This is a genomic window from Algoriphagus sp. PAP.12 (genome assembly GCF_026652115.1).
Taxonomy (GTDB): domain Bacteria; phylum Bacteroidota; class Bacteroidia; order Cytophagales; family Cyclobacteriaceae; genus Algoriphagus.
This window is the reverse complement of the sequence record NZ_JAPPSQ010000005.1, coordinates 15595-33125: the sequence shown is the minus strand read 5'-3', so window position 1 is coordinate 33125 and position 17531 is coordinate 15595. Positions and strand designations below refer to the sequence as shown.

Genomic DNA, 17531 nt, shown 5'->3' with positions numbered 1-17531 from the left:
GATTTTCAATTCTTTGAGGTGATTTCAGTGGTTGAATTGACTAGGGATGTCCAGGTTTCGGAAAGAGTTCCAAGAAAGGATTTCCCATCTTCGGTGATGGAGTAGTATTTTCTAGGAGGTCCGGATTCGGATTCCACCCAGCGATATTCTACCAAGGCAGCAGATTTGAGCCGATTGAGTAGGGGATAGAGCGTTCCTTCTACTACGATCATTTGAGCTTGGGTTAGCTCTTCGATCAGGTCTGAAGTGTAGACCTCGCCTCTGGATATTATGTGCAAAACACAGAACTCCAGAAGTCCTTTTCGCATTTGAATTTGTGTGTTGGCGACGTTCATGATTCGTGGTTAATTTCATTTGGGAATCTTTCCCACTGTCATCTTTCAAAAGAAAAATGATACCAATCTTTTCCAAGCTACCTTGTATAACCTAATTCCTTGCGATAAATATGAGCTAGGTATAGTATAATTCTGAAAATTGTCAGTTTTAAGACGATAGGAGGGGTTTGTTGAAAATGGAATTTGTTTCAGAAAAATTTGAAAAAATAAATGTTACAGTTTCAATTTTAAATTAATGTTAAAAATGCGTACATAATTGTGTCCGATGGCGTACATGTTTGAGTAAATGTCAGTTTAATTTTTCCCTGTTTCCACAGGTAAAAAGAAATTGGTTATTTTGGACTTGTGAAAGCCCATTCTTGCTACCAAATATTTTTTTGCTGTCTATTCCTGACTTTTTTCTGTCAGGTGAAAAATGCGCAAAGTCAGGATCTGACTCCAAAATACTCCAATGAATTTTTAAGTATTGGGGTAGGTGCAAGAGCTTTAGGAATGGGAGGCGCTCAGGTGTCCGCTGCCCGCGACGTCACATCGGCCTATTGGAATCCGGCAGGCTTGATGGGCGTGCAACATAAATACGAAGGAATGCTGATGCATGCCGAGTACTTCGCCGGAATCGCCCAATACGATTATTTAGCTTTTACCACTCCTTTAAAAGGAGAAAGCCAAATCGCGGTTTCCTTGATTCGATTTGGAGTTGATGACATACCGGATACCAGATTTCTTTATGATGCCAATGGAGCTTTGAATTATAACAATATCCAGTTTTTCAATGCTGCTGATTATGCTTTGCTTTTGACTTATGCAAGGGACATTTCAGATCATTTTAAAGTTGGGGCCAATGCAAAGGTTATCCATAGGAATGTCGGCAAGTTTGCTTCGGCCTGGGGCTTTGGATTAGATCTTGGAGGAATGTATGTAAAAGAAAAACTAACAGTTGGCTTAATGCTCCGAGATATTACCACCACTTTTAATGCTTGGGCCCACAATGCAGAATTGGTAAGAGATATCTATTCCCAAACCAATAATGAAATTCCCGTTAACTCAGTTGAAATCACACTTCCTCGGGCAATCAGTAGCGTGACTTATAGTTTTGGACTGGGGGATAATTTTAGTCTTTTGACGGCTTTGGATCTAGATATGACCTTTGATGGAGAAAGAAATACCCTGATTTCAACTTCCACCCTTAGCGTGGATCCCAAATTCGGTTTAGAACTGGGATTCAAAAAGACAGCTTTCCTTCGTGGAGGAATGAGCAATTTCCAATACATCAAAGATTTCCAAGGAAAGGAGTCGCTAAATATGATGCCAAGTGCCGGATTGGGGATTTTCATCAATGAGAAGTTTCAGATTGATTATGCACTGTCTGACATAGGAAACGTGTCAGATACCCCTTATTCTCATATTTTTTCAGTAAAAGTTTCTGTAGAAAAATTGGAAGAAGATTTTAGAAAATTTAAAGGTTGGACAAAATGAGAAAAGCAGCTTTACTCATAATCCTTCTTTTATCCTCTGCAGGAATTTTTGCCCAGCAGAGTCCTTGGTATTCTTACGATCAGGTTTACTATAAAATTCCCACTGCATCTGATGGAATTCACAGAGTCAGTCCAGAAGCTTTGCAAAGCGCTGGATTGAATACAAATTCTATTGATCCACGCAATTTCCGTTTATTCCATCGAGGAGAAGAAGTGGCTATACATGTCGAAGGAGAACAAGACGGAAGTTTTGATTCTGGAGATTTTATTGATTTCTACGGCCTGCGAAATGATGGGACACTTGACTCTTTATTGTACCAGGATATTCGTCCGCTTCCCAATCCATACTTTAATACCCATTCTGATTCAACGGCTTTCTTTCTGACTGTGTCGAGTAGTCCTGGAAAAAGGATGGCTATGAGAAATGCTCCTGCAGGAAACCTCGCTCAAATTCAATCCTACCAATCCGAAGAATTGAAGGTATTTAGCGAGCAATATTCGTTGGGGATTTATTATACACTTGGATTTCGAACCTCCAATTATGATACAGGTCAGGGATGGATGAGCTCGATTGTTTCCAAAGGTGCAACACGCCAGCTGCTTTTTGAAAATTTGGGAACTCCTGCGGATGGAGGAGATGCTTATTTGGAAATAGGATTGACTGGTAGATCTTATAATCAGCATCGGGTCAGAGTTTTGGCCGGAGCTAATAGTTCCAGCTTGAGGCAGATTTACGTTTCTACTTTTTCCCTTTTCGACAGTGATCAAATCCGAATTCCAATTTCTTCGACGGATTTCAATTCTGATGGAAGTATCATTATTGGCATCAATCCCAATGGGACAGAAAGTGCCGATAATGTTTCTGTGACTTATGCGAAAATCCACTATCAAAAGGCTAAAGCAAATGGAGACTTTGATTCTGAATTATTTATCGTTCCTGCAGGAAATCAGCGCTTGAGTCTTGGAAATATCTCTGGAGAATATACCGCATTGGAAATTTCCGATTACCGAAACCCTATTCAAGTCCAATTGGATCAAAGTGGAGGCAATCTGGCATTTTTGGCATCAGTTTCTGCTGGAGAAAGTAAAGTGTTTGTTGAAAATGAAAACTCAATCATCCAGGTTTCTGAAATTAAAAGCGTAAGATTCCGAGACTATCTTTCTCAGGCAGCCGATTTTATTTTGGTCGGGAGCAAAGCTTTGGAATTACCTTCCGCACAATTTGAAAACCCATTAAAATCCTATGCAGAGCATCGTGCTTCTTCAGTAGGAGGAGGATTTGATACCCTTACTTTGATCATGGAAGATATCTATGATCAGTTTGGGTACGGCGAAAGATCACCGACTGCTCTTTATGAATTTTTAAGGACCTATTATCCTGTTCACCATCCAACACATATGCTTTTGGCAGGTCGCGGATTGGCTATTTATGCTACAGCAAGATCAGGTGGAGTGAATTATTTCTACAGAAACAACCCTTCCATTTTCAACATTCATGATTTGGTTCCGGTAGGCGGATATCCGTTTTCTGACAACCAGTTTGTACTTAATCTGGATCCGGAAACTCCTGATTTCCCGGCTATGGCCGTTGGAAGGATTCCAGCGAAAAACTCCCAACAGCTGGAAGATTATTTCCTGAAAGCTGTAGAAAAGGATGCTCTCGGATTATCCGACCCTTGGCAAAAGGAATTATTACATTTGAGTGGAGGGAATTCTGAATTGGAATTGAACCGCTTTTTTGGTTTCCTCAATGGCTTCAAAGATATAGCAGAAGGGCCTTATTTGGGAGGGAATGTGACTACTTATCGAAAGCGCTCCAATTCCGTGATTGAAGTGATTGATATTTCAGGTGACTTGAATGAAGGTCGTTCTTTGGTGACATTTTTTGGTCATGGATCCCCTACGATCTTGGATATTGATATTGGATTTGCCTCTGACCCAACCATCAATTACCAAAACAAAGGAAAGTATCCGGTGATGCTCTTCAATGGTTGTGACTATGGAGAGGCTTTTGGAACAGCTTACACCCAAGGTGAAGATTGGGTGATCACTCCCGAAAAGGGTGCTTCCAATATTCTGGCAAATTCAGCTATTGGGGTAGATATCTATTTACGAAGGTATTCTGATTCATTTTATAATACGGCCTTTGCGGATAGCAGTATGATATACCGCTCTGTTGGAGAGGTTAAAATGATTGCTGAGAAAGATATGATCCAACAATATGGGACTAGTCCATTGAGTTTTTCCCATATGGAGCAAATGATCTTACTGGGGGATCCAGCCTTAAGGATGTTCCCTGCTGATAAGGCTGATTATTATGTGCAGGAGGAAGAAGCTGAAATTACAAGCTTCGACGATGTACCTATTTCAGCACTATCTGATTCATTAAAATTGAGTTTTGTTCTCCATAATATCGGGATTACGGATTCTGATTCTCTATCTTATTCGGTGAGGAGAGTTTTACCATCTGGAGAAGAAATATCTTATCCTGAAGTTAGAATTGCTTCTATCAATAGATTGGACAGTTTGGAGTTTACCATCCCAAACACAGGTTTAAATTCAGCTGGTGACAATACATTTTATGTGGATATCAATCCAGGTCGAGAATTGGAAGAAATGTCCTATTCCAATAATCAATTGATCCTTCGGGAGTTTATTCCTTTGAGTGGGACCTTAAATCTATCTCCTTTAGATTTTGGAATCGTAGATAATCGAAAAGTAGAACTGATCGCTCAAATCCCAGGTAAATTAGCTCAAGAAAGAGCGATTATAGTCCAATTGGATACAACTTCGAAATTCAATTCGGCTTTTAGAAAGGAAATGAGAATTACCTCCAAAGGTCTAGTCCGCTGGGAAGTTGATTTGTTGTCAGGATCGGATTCTGTCACCTATTTCTGGAGGTCTAAATATCAGGAGCCTTTAGCAGGCGAATCAGATGCTTGGACTAATTCAAGCTTTTCCTATATCCCGAATGGGCCTGAAGGTTGGACCCAGAGAACTTTTCAACAATTGGAAAAAAACCAATTGGGAAATCTGATCCCAAATGATACCAAGAGAGTTTTTGAGTATGAGAAAACCCATTTGGATGTGGAGGTTTTTACTGTGGGAGCATCAGTGGATACTTTGAGTTTCAGAAATACCCAATTCTACATCAATCAGATTCCATACATCATAGATAATGTGAACAATGCCAATAGTAGGCTTTGTCCGAATGGGTCTTTGGGTTTGGTGACTTTCCAGCAAAAGACTTTGCAGCCGTATTTGCCAGTTCCGGTTCCTGGCTTTGATATTTTGGATTCACGATCTTGTGGTGTTTCTCCTCAGCTAATTCAAAGTATCCAGAACTCTTGGATAATCAATCCTGCAAATACCATGTTGAGGGATTATACCGAGGGGGTTGAGGAAGGTGATTTCGTGGTTATTTTCTCTGTGGGAAATGTGAATTTCGATAGTTGGCCAGAAACGGCCTATCAATATTTGAAAGAGTTTGGAGCCAGTGAGGTAACCCTGCGTGCACTGAAAACAGGCGATCCGTATATCCTCTATGGTCAAAAAGGGATGAAACCGGGTGATGCATTGGAGATTGTAGGTAATTCGGATTTGGAAGTGCCGGAGAATCAACAAACCCTTTCTTTTGATACTCAGCTGGACGGATATATCACCAATGGCCTAATCCTGACTCCTCGAATAGGTCCTGCAAGTAACTGGGAACGATTCTTTCAAACTGTCAATGACAAGCCATGGATTGAAGAAGCCGGAAACACTTATTTTGACCTAATTGGAGTTCGTGAAAATGGTCAGGAGGATGTGCTTTTAGCAAATGAAAGTTCCGAGCAGATCGATCTGTCATTTGTCAGTTCTGAGACTTATCCATATTTAAGATTGCGCTATGCAATGAATGACGAGAATTCTACTGCTCCTGCGGATTTGGAAAGATGGCAAGTGAATTATTCAGGGGTGCCTGAAGGTGCTTTGGTTTTGAACTCTTCGAAAGAGCAAGTTTCTTTGATTGAAGGAGAGGAAGGAAGTTTAGCATACGAATTTGTCAATATTTCTACCATAGACTTTTTGGATTCTATTCAAGTGGATTGGAAGATTACTAATGTCACTAGTAAACAAGTAAAGAACTTTACCAAGAAATTTGCTGCGCTGAAAAGTGGAGAAAGTCTTAAAGACACGATAGTTTTCAATTCATTAGATAATATTGGGGAGTATACCATTGAGATTTTTGCTAATCCGAGGATTCAGGTGGAGCAGACTTTCCGAAATAACCAGTTGGAATTGGAGTCTTATTTCGTTGTTCAAGGAGATGATTCGCAGGCTTTGCTGGATGTGAATTTTGATGGGGTGTATATCATGGATGGAGATATCGTTTCTCCAAATGTCTTGATCAATGCCTTGCTGAAAAATGACCAATCGCTCCGATATAAAACAGATACTTTGGGATTGGAATTGTTCTTGAAACAAAACTGCGAGAGCTGTGAATTTGCTCGAGTGAATTTCTCTGATCCGAAATTGAATTGGACTCCTGCTTCAGATGAATCAGATTTCAGAGTTTCTTTCCAACCGGGACCTTTGGAAGATGGGATTTATACCTTGAGAGTTCAAAATGAAGACTCTCCAACTCCTTATGAGGTGACTTTTGAGGTGATCAATGAGTCTCAAATCACTAATTTCTACCCTTATCCAAATCCATTTAGTACAAGCGTTCGATTTGTATTTACCGTGACGGGTGCCTTCGTTCCTGATGAGATCAAGATTCAAATCATGACTGTTACAGGAAAGGTAGTTCGGGAGATTTTGCAAAATGAGTTAGGGCCTGTCAAAATCGGGAACAACATCACCGAATATGCCTGGGATGGGAAAGATGAGTTTGGTGATCAGTTGGCAAATGGCGTTTACATCTACCGGGTCTTAGTGAGGCAAAATGGTCAGTTTATGGAACATAGGCCGACCGCTGGAGATAAAGGCTTTAAGAAAGGCTATGGAAAAATGTATTTGTTGAAGTAATAGGATGTGAAATTCACTTTTCCTTTCCTGCCTTTTTCCAATTATACCAAATACCCCAAACACTCAATGCCAGAGAGAAAATCAAAAATCCGACTTGCATAGGGTCTTTCAGGTTTTCTCTGGCATTCAAAAAATCATTCGCCAGAATGCCCGCTAGAAAAGCTAAAACAGTTCTTGGGAGCATTCCAGGAACTCCATAAAGCAAGACTTTTCTCAAAGGGATTTGAAGAGAAGCAAATAGGAAATTGGAGATGGCGAAAGGAATGATAGGGCTGATTCTAATAAAGAAAATTAGCTTTCCTAAATTGCCTTTTCTTTGGTTGATTTCTGATTGCAGGTTTGGTGATTTCAAAATCAAAACCTCCAGAAAATCTGCATTAATGGCTTTTCCCAGAGAATATCCTATCACGTTTGCAATCGTATAAGCCACTAAAATGTCGAATAATCCTATCCAGCCCAAGACGAATCCCGAAAGTAAAGCGGTGAAGGTGGTGGGAAGAATAGCAAGCCCCATTACAAGAGCTGCGCATAGTATAAAAATTGAGTGTTCTATAAAGGTTTGAGGCTGAATTTGGGGAAAGAACTCATAATTTTTCAAAGCCAAAAGACTTCCAATTGCTGGAGCCACAGCTACCCATACCCAACTTAATGAAGCTATTGGATGCAAATGAAGGTACTCAGGAAAGAAGTTGAAAATGCTGCCCTTTTTTGTCATATTTGGCTGTTCGTCGGAGTGTTCCGGGGTGCAAGTATAAGGAAGTTTTTATTTCTAGAATCTTCCGTCCGCACAATAGACCAAATCAATTATTTATTCCATGAAATTCGGTACAAAAGCAATTCATGCAGGGGTGGAGCCAGATCCATCTACTGGAGCGATTATGACGCCCATTTATCAAACTTCTACTTATGTGCAGAAGTCACCAGGCGATCATTTGGGCTATGAATATTCGAGAACTCACAACCCAACGAGAACTGCTCTTCAAAATAGTCTGGCTGCACTGGAGAATGGAAAACATGGAATTTGTTTTTCATCTGGATTGGGTGCCATAGACGCTGTGATCAAATTATTTGGTCCGGGTGATGAAATCATCAGTACGAATGATTTGTATGGTGGCACCTATAGACTTTTCACCAAAGTCTTCGAAAAATATGGAATCAAATTCCATTTTGTTCCAATGGCAGACCCCAAGGCCGTAGAGGAAAAGATCAATGAAAATACCAAGATGATCTGGGCCGAGACACCAACCAATCCCATGATGAATATTGTGGATTTGAAGGCTCTTTCAAAAATCTCAAAAAAGCATAAAGTACTATTTGGGGTAGACAATACTTTTGCATCACCTTATTTACAAAACCCATTGGACTTAGGTGCTGACTTGGTTATGCATTCTGTGACCAAATACCTTGGAGGACACTCGGATGTAGTAATGGGAGCATTGATAGTGAATGATGATGAGCTTGCAAAACAACTGGTATTTATCCAAAATGCTTGCGGTGCCACTCCAGGGCCTCAAGATTGTTTCTTGGTATTAAGAGGGATCAAAACCCTTCATATCCGAATGGAAAGACATTCTCAAAATGGAAAAACAATCGCTGCTTATCTTAAAAACCACCCTAAAGTGGCAAATGTATATTGGCCGGGTTTTGAGGATCATCCGAATCATGAAATTGCCAAAAAGCAAATGAAAGACTACGGTGGAATGATTTCATTTACACTGGTAGGCAATAAAATGGAAGATGCTGTCAAAGTGATGGAGAGTTTCCAGTTGTTTGCTTTGGCGGAATCGCTGGGAGGGGTTGAGTCTCTTTGTGGGCATCCTGCGACTATGACCCATGCTAGTATTCCTAAGGAAGAACGGGAAAAAGTGGGTTTGGTGGACTCTTTGATCCGATTGAGTGTAGGGATTGAAGATGCGGAAGATCTGAAAAATGATCTGGCTAATGCTTTGTCAAAAATCTAATTAAGCAAGTATCTTTTGAAATAACTTTTGAGCCTGTTTTTCAACTTTGGAAGACAGGCTTTTCTTTTCTTCATGGAGTTCTTTGACCCATTCCACATATTTTTTGCCTACTTGCTCTTTGTCACTCAAGAAAAAAGTCAGTGATTGAAGTTCTAGATGATTAGCATACCAAACTTTCAGGTTCTCCTTCAATGCCTCCATTTCAGTATGGATTTGGTCAATAAAGATCGAATTGAAGCCTAGATGTAGTAGTAGGTTTTCGAGCATGATGATTTTCCTCAATCCTTCGAAAAGATCTTTGAAGGCTTTGCTGTCCATTCCCTTTCTTTTCTCCAATTGGAAAAATTCCAGTTCCTCTTGAATCAATTGATTGATCGCAGTATTGATCATCAGAGGTTTGATTCCTTTACTAGCTTGCTGGGATTTGGCAAGAAATTCATCCCAATGTTTGAGTGAGCTGCCGACGACCATATCAAAAGTTTCATTGTATAGACCTTTTTTATGCTTATCTAGGTAAGCTCCGTAAGTATTGTATGTGATTGAATGCTCCGTTTCTTTCTTTTTCAAACCTTTCTCAACAATCTTCAAATGATTGATCTTTTTGAGATTTTTCTCCAGTTTTTTGAAAGGGGAAAATAAGTCAAATTGAAGTCCCTCTTTCTCGAAATGGACTTTGGCAAGTAAATCTCCATAGACCTGAAGAAAATTCAGTTTTTGATAAAGCTCTATCGCCTTTTTGGATTTGATCTGCCGGCCCAATACCAAAAACAAATCCTTTGCTTCGGCGTGCTGTTGTTCGAAAACCTGAAATACCGGAGAAATTTTCACGAGCATAATTAGGAGATTCTTACCAATGTAGCACCATAGCCCCATTGATCTTTCTGCGTATCCTGAAAGTACTTAATATTTCCCATTTGACTCAAGCGCTTGTGGATTTCTTTTCTGAGAACGCCATTTCCCAGGCCATGGATAAAGGTAATTTCGTCCATTCCTGATTGAATTGCCTGGTCTAGTTTTCTTTCAAAAGTTTCCAATTGAATTCTCAATTTCTCAGAATTGCTCATTTTCGAATGATTTTCTACCAATTCCTCGATATGCAGATCAATGCTCCTTGCTGGTTTTTTGACAGGGGCTTCCTCTGGTTTAGGAGAAAGTTTTTGCAATTCTGAATTCAAAGTCCTAATGTCCAATTCCTGAGTGGAATTTTCCAAATGGAATAAATAAGCCGATTTATTCAAAAATGGAGCTTTGCTTAAATGCTTGAAGAATTGAGTTGCTTTGATTTTAATTTGTCGCTCAAAAGGCGGGATGGCTTTTTCCAATCGATTTTGAATAGGGATAAAACGAAGCAGAAAGCTTGGCCATTGATCCATTTCTTTCAGAAGTCGATCATCAAACTTTTTGGCTATTCCAGGTTTTACAGTTTCGGCCAAAAGTGTACGCTGATTGGAACCAAATACTTCAGATCCGTGAATCAAATATTCCTGGCGGCTATCGTTGATGATATACAGACTTAGGTTTTGATCATTGATGGGAACAAAAGCTAAGTAGATTCCCTGATCTTTGGGGGCAGAAATGGCAACAGGCGTTTCTGTTTTTTCTTCGATTTCGCTGATGGTTCCGAAGTGGGCTTTTTCAGCTTCTGAAATCACCACTGCCTCGGACTTCATGGCTGGGATAATGAATCCGTCCTCGATTTCAACTTCAATTCTTCCACTATTTGAAATTTTGCGGACGATCCCTTCTTCTTTTCCGTGGAGGAGACGGACTTTATCACCAATATTCATTAATCCAATGCTTGTTTGTACGTATCAATTGCTCTTTGTCTAGCAAATTTATGATCTACGATGGGTTTTGGGTAATCTTTTGTACCTAATTCTGGCAGCCATTTCCTGATATACTTCAATTCCTTATCAAATTTCTCAGTTTGAGACTCTGGATTGAATACACGGAAATAGGGCTGGGCATCTGTTCCTGTGCCTGCCGCCCATTGCCAACCGCCATTATTTGAAGCTAGTTCAAAATCCAAAAGTTTTTCTGCAAAATAGGCTTCTCCCCATCTCCAATCGATTAGTAGATGTTTGGTCAAAAAGGAAGCAACGATCATTCTGACACGATTATGCATGTATCCGGTTTTATTGAGTTCTCTCATCCCGGCATCTACGATTGGGTAGCCTGTTTTTCCTTCGCACCAAGCCTTAAATTCCTCCTCATTATTTCTCCAGGGGATTCTATCATAAGCCGGCTTGAAGGCCTTGTCAACCACCTCGGGACAAAAAGCCAAAATGGTCATGTAGAACTCCCTCCAGATCAATTCATTTAGGAAAGTATCGTTAAGAGAGGCCGTTTCCAGAGCTAATTTTCGGATAGAAATTGTTCCAAATCGGAGATGAATTCCCAATCTGCTTGTTCCTTTTTGGGCTGGAAAGTCTCGGGTTTGATTGTATTTGGTAATCAAATTTTTCTCCCAAGACTTTGAAGGAATTTTGATGTCTGAATTTTCAAAGCCTAAATCTTCGAGACTAGGTGCTTCGAAAGGAGAGGTCTGAAATAGATTTTTCCAATGGAAATAGGAGAGAAGTTCAATTTTCTGACTTTGGAATTTTTCTTTCCAAACTCGACTGTAAGGAGTGAAAACTTTGTAAAATTCACCTGATCCATTCAGGACTTCACCAGGTTCAAAAATTAGCTGATCTTTGAAGGTATAGAAATCTGCTCCTTTGTCTGTTAATAGTTTTTCAACAGCCAGATCTCTTTCCTTGGCATAGGGTTCATAATCCCGGTTAGTGTAGACAGATTGAATGTCGTAATGTTTTAATAATTCTTTATAAACCTCAAATGGCTTACCTATTTTAATCAGAATTGAACTTCCTTTTTCTTCTAATTCCTTGTTGAGAATTTTCAATTGATCATGGATGAATTCTACTCGTGCATCCTTTTTATTAGATAATTTATCCAGAATGTTGGAGTCGAAAATAAAAAGGGGGAGGACGTTTTCTTCTTGCTGAAGAGCGTAATATAATCCAGTATTGTCATCTAATCTTAGGTCCCTGCGAAACCAGAAAATTGAAATCTTTTGCATAAAAAGGCTTTTAGAGAAAAGCTTAAAAAAGTATGAATTGTTTAATCTTCCTCTTCTTTTAAGTACAAAAACTGCTCTTTGTTTTGTTTCAAAGAATCCAATCTTTCTTCGATCTTGTCTAGATTTATTGGTTTCCAGTTTTCGCTTCCATCCCGGTTGTACCTTAGATAATTGTCTGAATCCTCATATAATGGATCAGCTTTTTGTTTCTTTCTGGTGATTTTTTCGAAGAGTTCTGAAAAGGAATTGAAGGAGACGTTTTGAGAAACAGAAACCCCATAAGTTGCCACATTTTTGGAAAGTGAAAGAGAGGTAAATGTATTGAAATTGTTGCGGTTGAATATTCGGATTCTATAGACTCCGTCATCTGTCAAAAGGTATTCGGCTTGCCAATCTCCAATGATAGAAGCAGCATCTGCATTTCCAGTATTGTCAGTAAACCCACCGTCTCTTGATACCCGCAATCTCCCATCCAAGAAGGTATAAGCAACACTCAGCTGGAATGTTTCCAAAGCATTTTGATCCAAAGATGCCAGATCCACATTCACTTCCAAATTCTTATCCATTTGTCCAATAAATGAATTGAGTTGGGAAGAAATCAATTGACCCAAGCTGCTGGAAATCGTATTTACGCCTGCAAATTGCCCTTCTGGAGATAGTGAGCGAGTCATAATCACAGAGAAGACCTGTCGGTTCATTTCTTGCTCGTCATTCGCTATTCGTGACTGAAATGAAGAAATAGCTGTCTGGATATCCCCATTGTTGGGAAATTGGGAAAAATCAAATCCAAATGTAATATCAGGAGAAAGTAGTTCTCCATTTAAATTCATGATTACATCTACAGGATATCTTCTATTTGCAACACTACTTTGCTGGTCTTGAGTTGTACTTGTGGCCAATAGAGGTGCGACAGATACCGATTCGGTATATTTTGCTTTCAAATTCATGACTCCTTGATAGGGGTCACCGTACCAGGTTATTCTACCTCCCGGTTCTACATCAAATTTCTTTTTGAGAACATTATATAATGAGAAATCATAGGTTGCTTCTGTGATTTCATAGGATCCGGAGAGGGAGAAGTTTCCTTGAGTGTCTATACCCAAAGTCAAGACCCCTCTTCCTCTTCCGGAGATTTTTTCATCTGTGCGAGGATCAATGATTATTTCAGTGTAAGCATCTGGTGTCACATCCAAGACAAAATTCATTCTCACATTTTCGATATTGAGCCGGTTGATTTCATCGGCTAACTCTTGAATTCTGACTGTGTCCTGAATATTGATGAAGTGGATGTATTCTTCACTGACTTGATCATTGTTACTGCTCAAAGGAATATATATCCGAGTATTGGCTTCACTTGTAGCTCTTGCATTGATGTCCAAATTCGAAGTGGATCCAACAATGTCCAGAGTTCCTGTCACGAAAGCCAAACCATAGAATGTTTCGTTATCCCTTTTGGAAGTATTCAGAACCTGAAAATTGTTTAGTCGGGCATTGATGTCTAAAATAATATCCTCTAGTCCTTGGTATTTGAGGCCTCCAGAAAGGTTGGCTGTGTTTCCATTTAGGTCTTTTGCTACTAATTTGTCAAAACTAATTTCTCCTGGTTCGAAAATAAAGCTACCATCCAATACATAAGGCGTATTCAGGTAATTAACTCTTAACTTTCCTTGGTTAATATCTCCCTGCCCTAAAAGTTGGGGATTTCTCGAACTTCCTTTGAGTTGAATTTTACCAGTGATTTTACCTCCGAGATTGGAAATATAATTGGAAAGAAAGGGCTCAAAAATGGCTAATTCAGCATTATTTAAATTTCCATTAAGATCAAAAACCTGGTTTTTCAAATATAGATTTCCTCCTAGATTGATTGTTTTCTTACCATTTAATTCATTTTCCAGATTCAACACAAGTGAGCTGTCGTTCAGGTGTGCATTAGCAAGTAAGTTTCCAATAGGGATTTCATTAATGCGAAGAGAGTCCACCTTGATTTCGGATTGGATGTTTTTGGTCGACTGATCAGTATTAGAGAGGATCAGTTGTGCATTGATTCTGCCTTGATATTCTTGTGGAGTTAAGGTATTTAAGATATTGGCATTGACGTTTAGAACCGTAGCATAGAGTTGATCCTCTATATTATTTCCCAAGACCCCTTCAAAATCGATCACCTGTTTTTTAGACTGCAACACCACATTGTTGAAATTGATCCCTCCGGATTGAAGGAGTATTTCATTTTCTGGATCAAAATTCCATTCGTTACCTAATACAATCAATTGAGAGGGCTCAAATGAAAGGGCTGTTTGATCTGGTGAAAAGCGTGCTTCTGCTTTAATTCGGGCGCTGCTTTGTGTGGAGTCCTGATCCAATGCAAAGTCTAAGTTCAATGCGTCATTATTCCAAATTGCCTCAAAGCCGAAGTTGCTAAATTCCAGTGATGTGCCCAGATTTTGGTTCTTAGAAAAGATGTAAAATGAAGCCAAGATATCCTCGCTATTGATCAATTTCGAGGTGTTAAAATCTATATTGACATCTCTGGCAATATTGGATTGGTACTGAAGGGTGTCAATAGAGGTGAAAAAATTGAAAATGGTATTTTCAGCAGTTTGATAAAATGCTCCCTCGAGCAAAGTGTTTTTAGAAATATAATAATCGGGCTGAAATAACTGGACAATAGGATTGATGTCCAATAGTCTGATGTTCAGGTCTATTTTGTATTCCTGATTGAAATATTCTTCGATATCCGCAACAGGCTGCTCTTGCTTGAAAAGAATAGCTAAATATTGATTATAGAGTACAGGGAAATCTTTTGCCATTTGCTCAATTGCAAAATGTCCAGATGCCCCAGCTACCAAATAATCAGAATTGAGGGACATGGTACGAGTTCCACCTGCAAATAATGATTGAAAATAAAAATCGCCTACATCTAAAAATCTTCCATCGTAACCTAAAGCAAGATCTTTTACGCGCATGATTCCTGTCAAATCATCCACATTGATTCCTTTGGTATCCATTTGGAGCTCCCCAGAGATAAAGCTCATCTTCTCTGATAGGTTAAGGACGTCGAGGTTGGCTGTATCCAAAACGACATTAATATTGATGGCTTCCGAAGTATCCCTTAGATTGATGGTTCCGTTTCCATTTAATATTAGATTAGGGTCGTTGATAGCAAGGTGTCCTTCAAATAAGTCTAGTCCATACTTTGCATCAGTTTTGATGTTTTTGTAGTCGTATCCCTTGACTCCAATTTTGGAAATTACCGCATCTAATTCGATTAGGATATCCTCTCGGCTTTTTCCTTCTAAGTTTACATTTCCCTCGAGACTTACTTTTTGCAAGATTTCGGGTGAGTTGGTGATTTTTCCTAGATCAAGTTCCTTTATGGTAACATTGGAAACGACTTTATTAGATCCGTTTTTCTGCTCAAAGTTAACTCGGCCATTTACTTCTCCAATACTTGTGTTGAACTCTCCATTTGTATCAAATCTGCTTAGATACCCTGCGAAATCCGCGTTTAAACGTATGGTCCCAAATTTCAAGACCTCTACCTGGATAGAATCGGATAGGTAAGGGGCCATATCGATAGCGTCGATCGTGGAGTTTTGGAGCGAAAGATTGATGTAGGTCTCCTCAATGTCTGGAAGTCCATCTAATCTGAATGCTCCAAAAATTTCAGTTTTCTTGCCAATTCTTAGCAAAAACTCCTCAGATCTCAAGTCCGAAACTGGACCTTTTACAGCTCCTGTTAGGATGATTTCATCGTTGATATTGGGAAGAGTGGGTGCAAAAAACCTTAAGTCATCCAGACTCAAAATCGTCTCCTCCATATTTGCAATGACCACTACTTTCGTCAAAAAATCCGAGAATGAAGAGGTGCTCGCATATTCAAATCTCAAATAGTCTTTGATATGACTTTTGTTGGTGATCAGGTTTAATTTGTCAAACTCCAAGAAATCTGGAGCAAAGGTCAAGTTTGTCTTTAGCTCTTTAATATTTAATCCTGAACCCGACTCAATCCCTGAAAGGTGACCTATATTGATTTTTATTTCACTTCCATCTAAGGAAAAATCTGAAGCGCTTAAAGCAATATCTTTAAACCTCATTCGGTTGTAGTCTAAACCTTCTGTAATCGGTTCGGAGTTGAAATTGACCAAGGCGAATTGAGATCTTCGAAGATCGATTTGCCCAATTCCAAATGTTGAGCTTCCAGCCCCTCCACTTGAGCCAAATAGCTCTGAAAGCTCAGATATCCATAAATTGATATTCATGGAGGAGTCCCCTTTATGTGTCAATAAAAGAACTTTGGCACCTTCAAGTCTTACATTGTCCAATGAAGGTGTGCCCGGAGGTATTAAAGAACCCAATTGAAAATCAACCATTGCTTTTTCAGCAGCAATCATCGTACTGTCGTGATGATCTTTGATTTCTAAATTTGTAAGAGAGAGTGCATCCCACCAGTTGAGATCTATGTGACCAATTGTTGTGGTGAATTGGGAATCTTTATTCAGATAATTGGTTACTTTATCAATGGCCCAGTTTTGAACTGATGCCAATTGAAGCAACAAAGCAATACTTAAGAAGCTCAATAGCAGGCTAAAGATTACCCAAAGGAGTATTCGAAAAGCTTTGTGTAAAAAATCCGTAACTTTCGCGTTCTTTTCCAATGGATACTAAAGATATTTCTATACTAGCAATTGAGTCCTCGTGTGACGAAACCTCTGCCTCTATTATCTTAAATGGCAAAGTACTTAATAATATTGTGGCCACACAATCAGTCCACGAAAAATATGGGGGAGTTGTTCCCGAATTAGCATCAAGAGCTCATCAGGAAAATATTGTTCCGGTGGTATTTGAGGCTCTTTCTACCTCTGGATTGAAAAAGTCGGATCTTAATGCAATTGCTTTTACCCGTGGTCCCGGTCTGATGGGAGCCTTATTGGTTGGAGTGAGTTTTGCCAAATCATTGGCCTATTCTCTTCAGATTCCTTTGATCGAGGTGAACCATATGCAGGCTCACGTTTTGGCTCATTTTATTGAGGACCCAAAGCCTAAGTTTCCTTTCATTTGTCTGACTGTCAGCGGGGGACATACGCAATTGGTTTTGGTGAAAAGTCCTTTAGAAATGGAAGTCATTGGGGAGACTAGAGATGATGCTGTAGGGGAAGCCTTTGATAAAACTGCCAAGTTATTAGGTTTGCCATATCCAGGAGGGCCTTTAATTGACAAGTATGCGAAAGAAGGGAATCCAAAGGCGTTTCAGTTTCCCATAACAAGAATGCCAAATTTGGATTATTCTTTCAGTGGAATCAAAACAGCGGTTTTATATTTTCTTCGGGATCAAATCCATAGCAATCCGAATTATATAGAGGAGAATATTGCTGACCTTTGTGCCTCTGTCCAATATAGCTTGATTGAGATGCTTTTAATCAAATTGAAATTGGCAGTAAAACAGTATGGGGTAAAGGAAATTGCCATTGCTGGAGGAGTTTCTGCTAACTCAGGGCTTCGCGATACCTTGACTGATTTAGCGAAAAAGAGAGGGTGGAACCTGTACATTCCAAAATTCGAATACTGTACAGATAATGCAGCGATGATTGCCATGGCTGCACATTTCAAATACCAAGAGGGAGAATTTGCATCTATGGATGTTACTCCTTTGGCAAAAATGAAGATTTAA

General features: G+C 39.5%; 10 protein-coding genes. 4 read left to right on the top strand and 6 right to left on the bottom strand.

Annotated features, from left to right (window positions below; genetic code table 11):
- Window positions 1-5: 5 nt before the first annotated feature.
- The gene (locus O0V13_RS07910; RefSeq protein WP_268034437.1) at window positions 6-335 is read right to left on the bottom strand and encodes a PadR family transcriptional regulator; all 330 of its coding nucleotides are present in this window, start codon (window positions 333-335) and stop codon (window positions 6-8) included.
- A gap of 408 nt (window positions 336-743) precedes the next feature.
- On the opposite strand from O0V13_RS07910, the gene O0V13_RS07905 reads away from it, so the two are divergent.
- Together O0V13_RS07905 and O0V13_RS07900 are read left to right on the top strand one after the other, a co-directional pair.
- The gene (locus O0V13_RS07905) at window positions 744-1811 is read left to right on the top strand and encodes a PorV/PorQ family protein (protein ID WP_268034436.1); all 1068 of its coding nucleotides are present in this window, start codon (window positions 744-746) and stop codon (window positions 1809-1811) included.
- Window positions 1808-6820 carry a C25 family cysteine peptidase gene (locus O0V13_RS07900; protein WP_268034435.1) on the top strand — a complete coding sequence of 1671 codons (5013 nt, stop codon included), beginning with the start codon at window positions 1808-1810 and terminating at the stop codon, window positions 6818-6820. The genes O0V13_RS07905 and O0V13_RS07900 overlap by 4 nt, the downstream gene beginning before the upstream one ends.
- Before the next feature lie 13 nt (window positions 6821-6833).
- Here the strand turns inward: O0V13_RS07900 and O0V13_RS07895 are convergent, their stop codons facing one another.
- Window positions 6834-7535, bottom strand: a complete 702-nt coding sequence (locus O0V13_RS07895; protein WP_268034434.1) for a VTT domain-containing protein — start codon at window positions 7533-7535, stop codon at window positions 6834-6836.
- Between the two features lie 100 nt (window positions 7536-7635).
- On the opposite strand from O0V13_RS07895, the gene O0V13_RS07890 reads away from it, so the two are divergent.
- Window positions 7636-8781, top strand: coding sequence for a cystathionine gamma-synthase (locus O0V13_RS07890; RefSeq protein WP_268034433.1), 1146 nt, complete (start codon window positions 7636-7638; stop codon window positions 8779-8781).
- Here the strand turns inward: O0V13_RS07890 and O0V13_RS07885 are convergent, their stop codons facing one another.
- Genes O0V13_RS07885 through O0V13_RS07870 form a run of 4 tightly spaced genes read right to left on the bottom strand, consistent with a single transcriptional unit; the run spans window position 8782 to window position 16440 of the window.
- Window positions 8782-9615: a hypothetical protein gene (locus O0V13_RS07885; protein WP_268034432.1), complete on the bottom strand. Its 834-nt coding sequence runs from the start codon at window positions 9613-9615 to the stop codon at window positions 8782-8784.
- 2 nt (window positions 9616-9617) lie between these two features.
- Window positions 9618-10568: a Smr/MutS family protein gene (locus O0V13_RS07880; RefSeq protein WP_268034431.1), complete on the bottom strand. Its 951-nt coding sequence runs from the start codon at window positions 10566-10568 to the stop codon at window positions 9618-9620.
- Window positions 10568-11863: a cryptochrome/photolyase family protein gene (locus O0V13_RS07875; RefSeq protein ID WP_268034430.1), complete on the bottom strand. Its 1296-nt coding sequence runs from the start codon at window positions 11861-11863 to the stop codon at window positions 10568-10570. The genes O0V13_RS07880 and O0V13_RS07875 overlap by 1 nt, the downstream gene beginning before the upstream one ends.
- A gap of 41 nt (window positions 11864-11904) precedes the next feature.
- Window positions 11905-16440, bottom strand: a complete 4536-nt coding sequence (locus O0V13_RS07870) for a translocation/assembly module TamB domain-containing protein (protein WP_268034429.1) — start codon at window positions 16438-16440, stop codon at window positions 11905-11907.
- 77 nt (window positions 16441-16517) lie between these two features.
- On the opposite strand from O0V13_RS07870, the gene tsaD reads away from it, so the two are divergent.
- Window positions 16518-17531 (top strand): tRNA (adenosine(37)-N6)-threonylcarbamoyltransferase complex transferase subunit TsaD, encoded by a 1014-nt coding sequence (tsaD, locus tag O0V13_RS07865; protein ID WP_268034428.1) that lies wholly within the window; start codon window positions 16518-16520, stop codon window positions 17529-17531.

Bases quoted from the DNA above. Each gene is read 5' to 3' on its own strand.
- O0V13_RS07895 (WP_268034434.1), bottom strand. From the start codon at position 7,535: ATGACAAAAAAGGGCAGCATTTTCAACTTCTTTCCTGAGTACCTTCAT.
- O0V13_RS07900 (WP_268034435.1), top strand. From the start codon at position 1,808: ATGAGAAAAGCAGCTTTACTCATAATCCTTCTTTTATCCTCTGCAGGA.
- O0V13_RS07910 (WP_268034437.1), bottom strand. From the start codon at position 335: ATGAACGTCGCCAACACACAAATTCAAATGCGAAAAGGACTTCTGGAG.
- O0V13_RS07890 (WP_268034433.1), top strand. From the start codon at position 7,636: ATGAAATTCGGTACAAAAGCAATTCATGCAGGGGTGGAGCCAGATCCA.
- O0V13_RS07885 (WP_268034432.1), bottom strand. From the start codon at position 9,615: ATGCTCGTGAAAATTTCTCCGGTATTTCAGGTTTTCGAACAACAGCAC.
- O0V13_RS07880 (WP_268034431.1), bottom strand. From the start codon at position 10,568: ATGAATATTGGTGATAAAGTCCGTCTCCTCCACGGAAAAGAAGAAGGG.
- tsaD (WP_268034428.1), top strand. From the start codon at position 16,518: ATGGATACTAAAGATATTTCTATACTAGCAATTGAGTCCTCGTGTGAC.
- O0V13_RS07875 (WP_268034430.1), bottom strand. From the start codon at position 11,863: ATGCAAAAGATTTCAATTTTCTGGTTTCGCAGGGACCTAAGATTAGAT.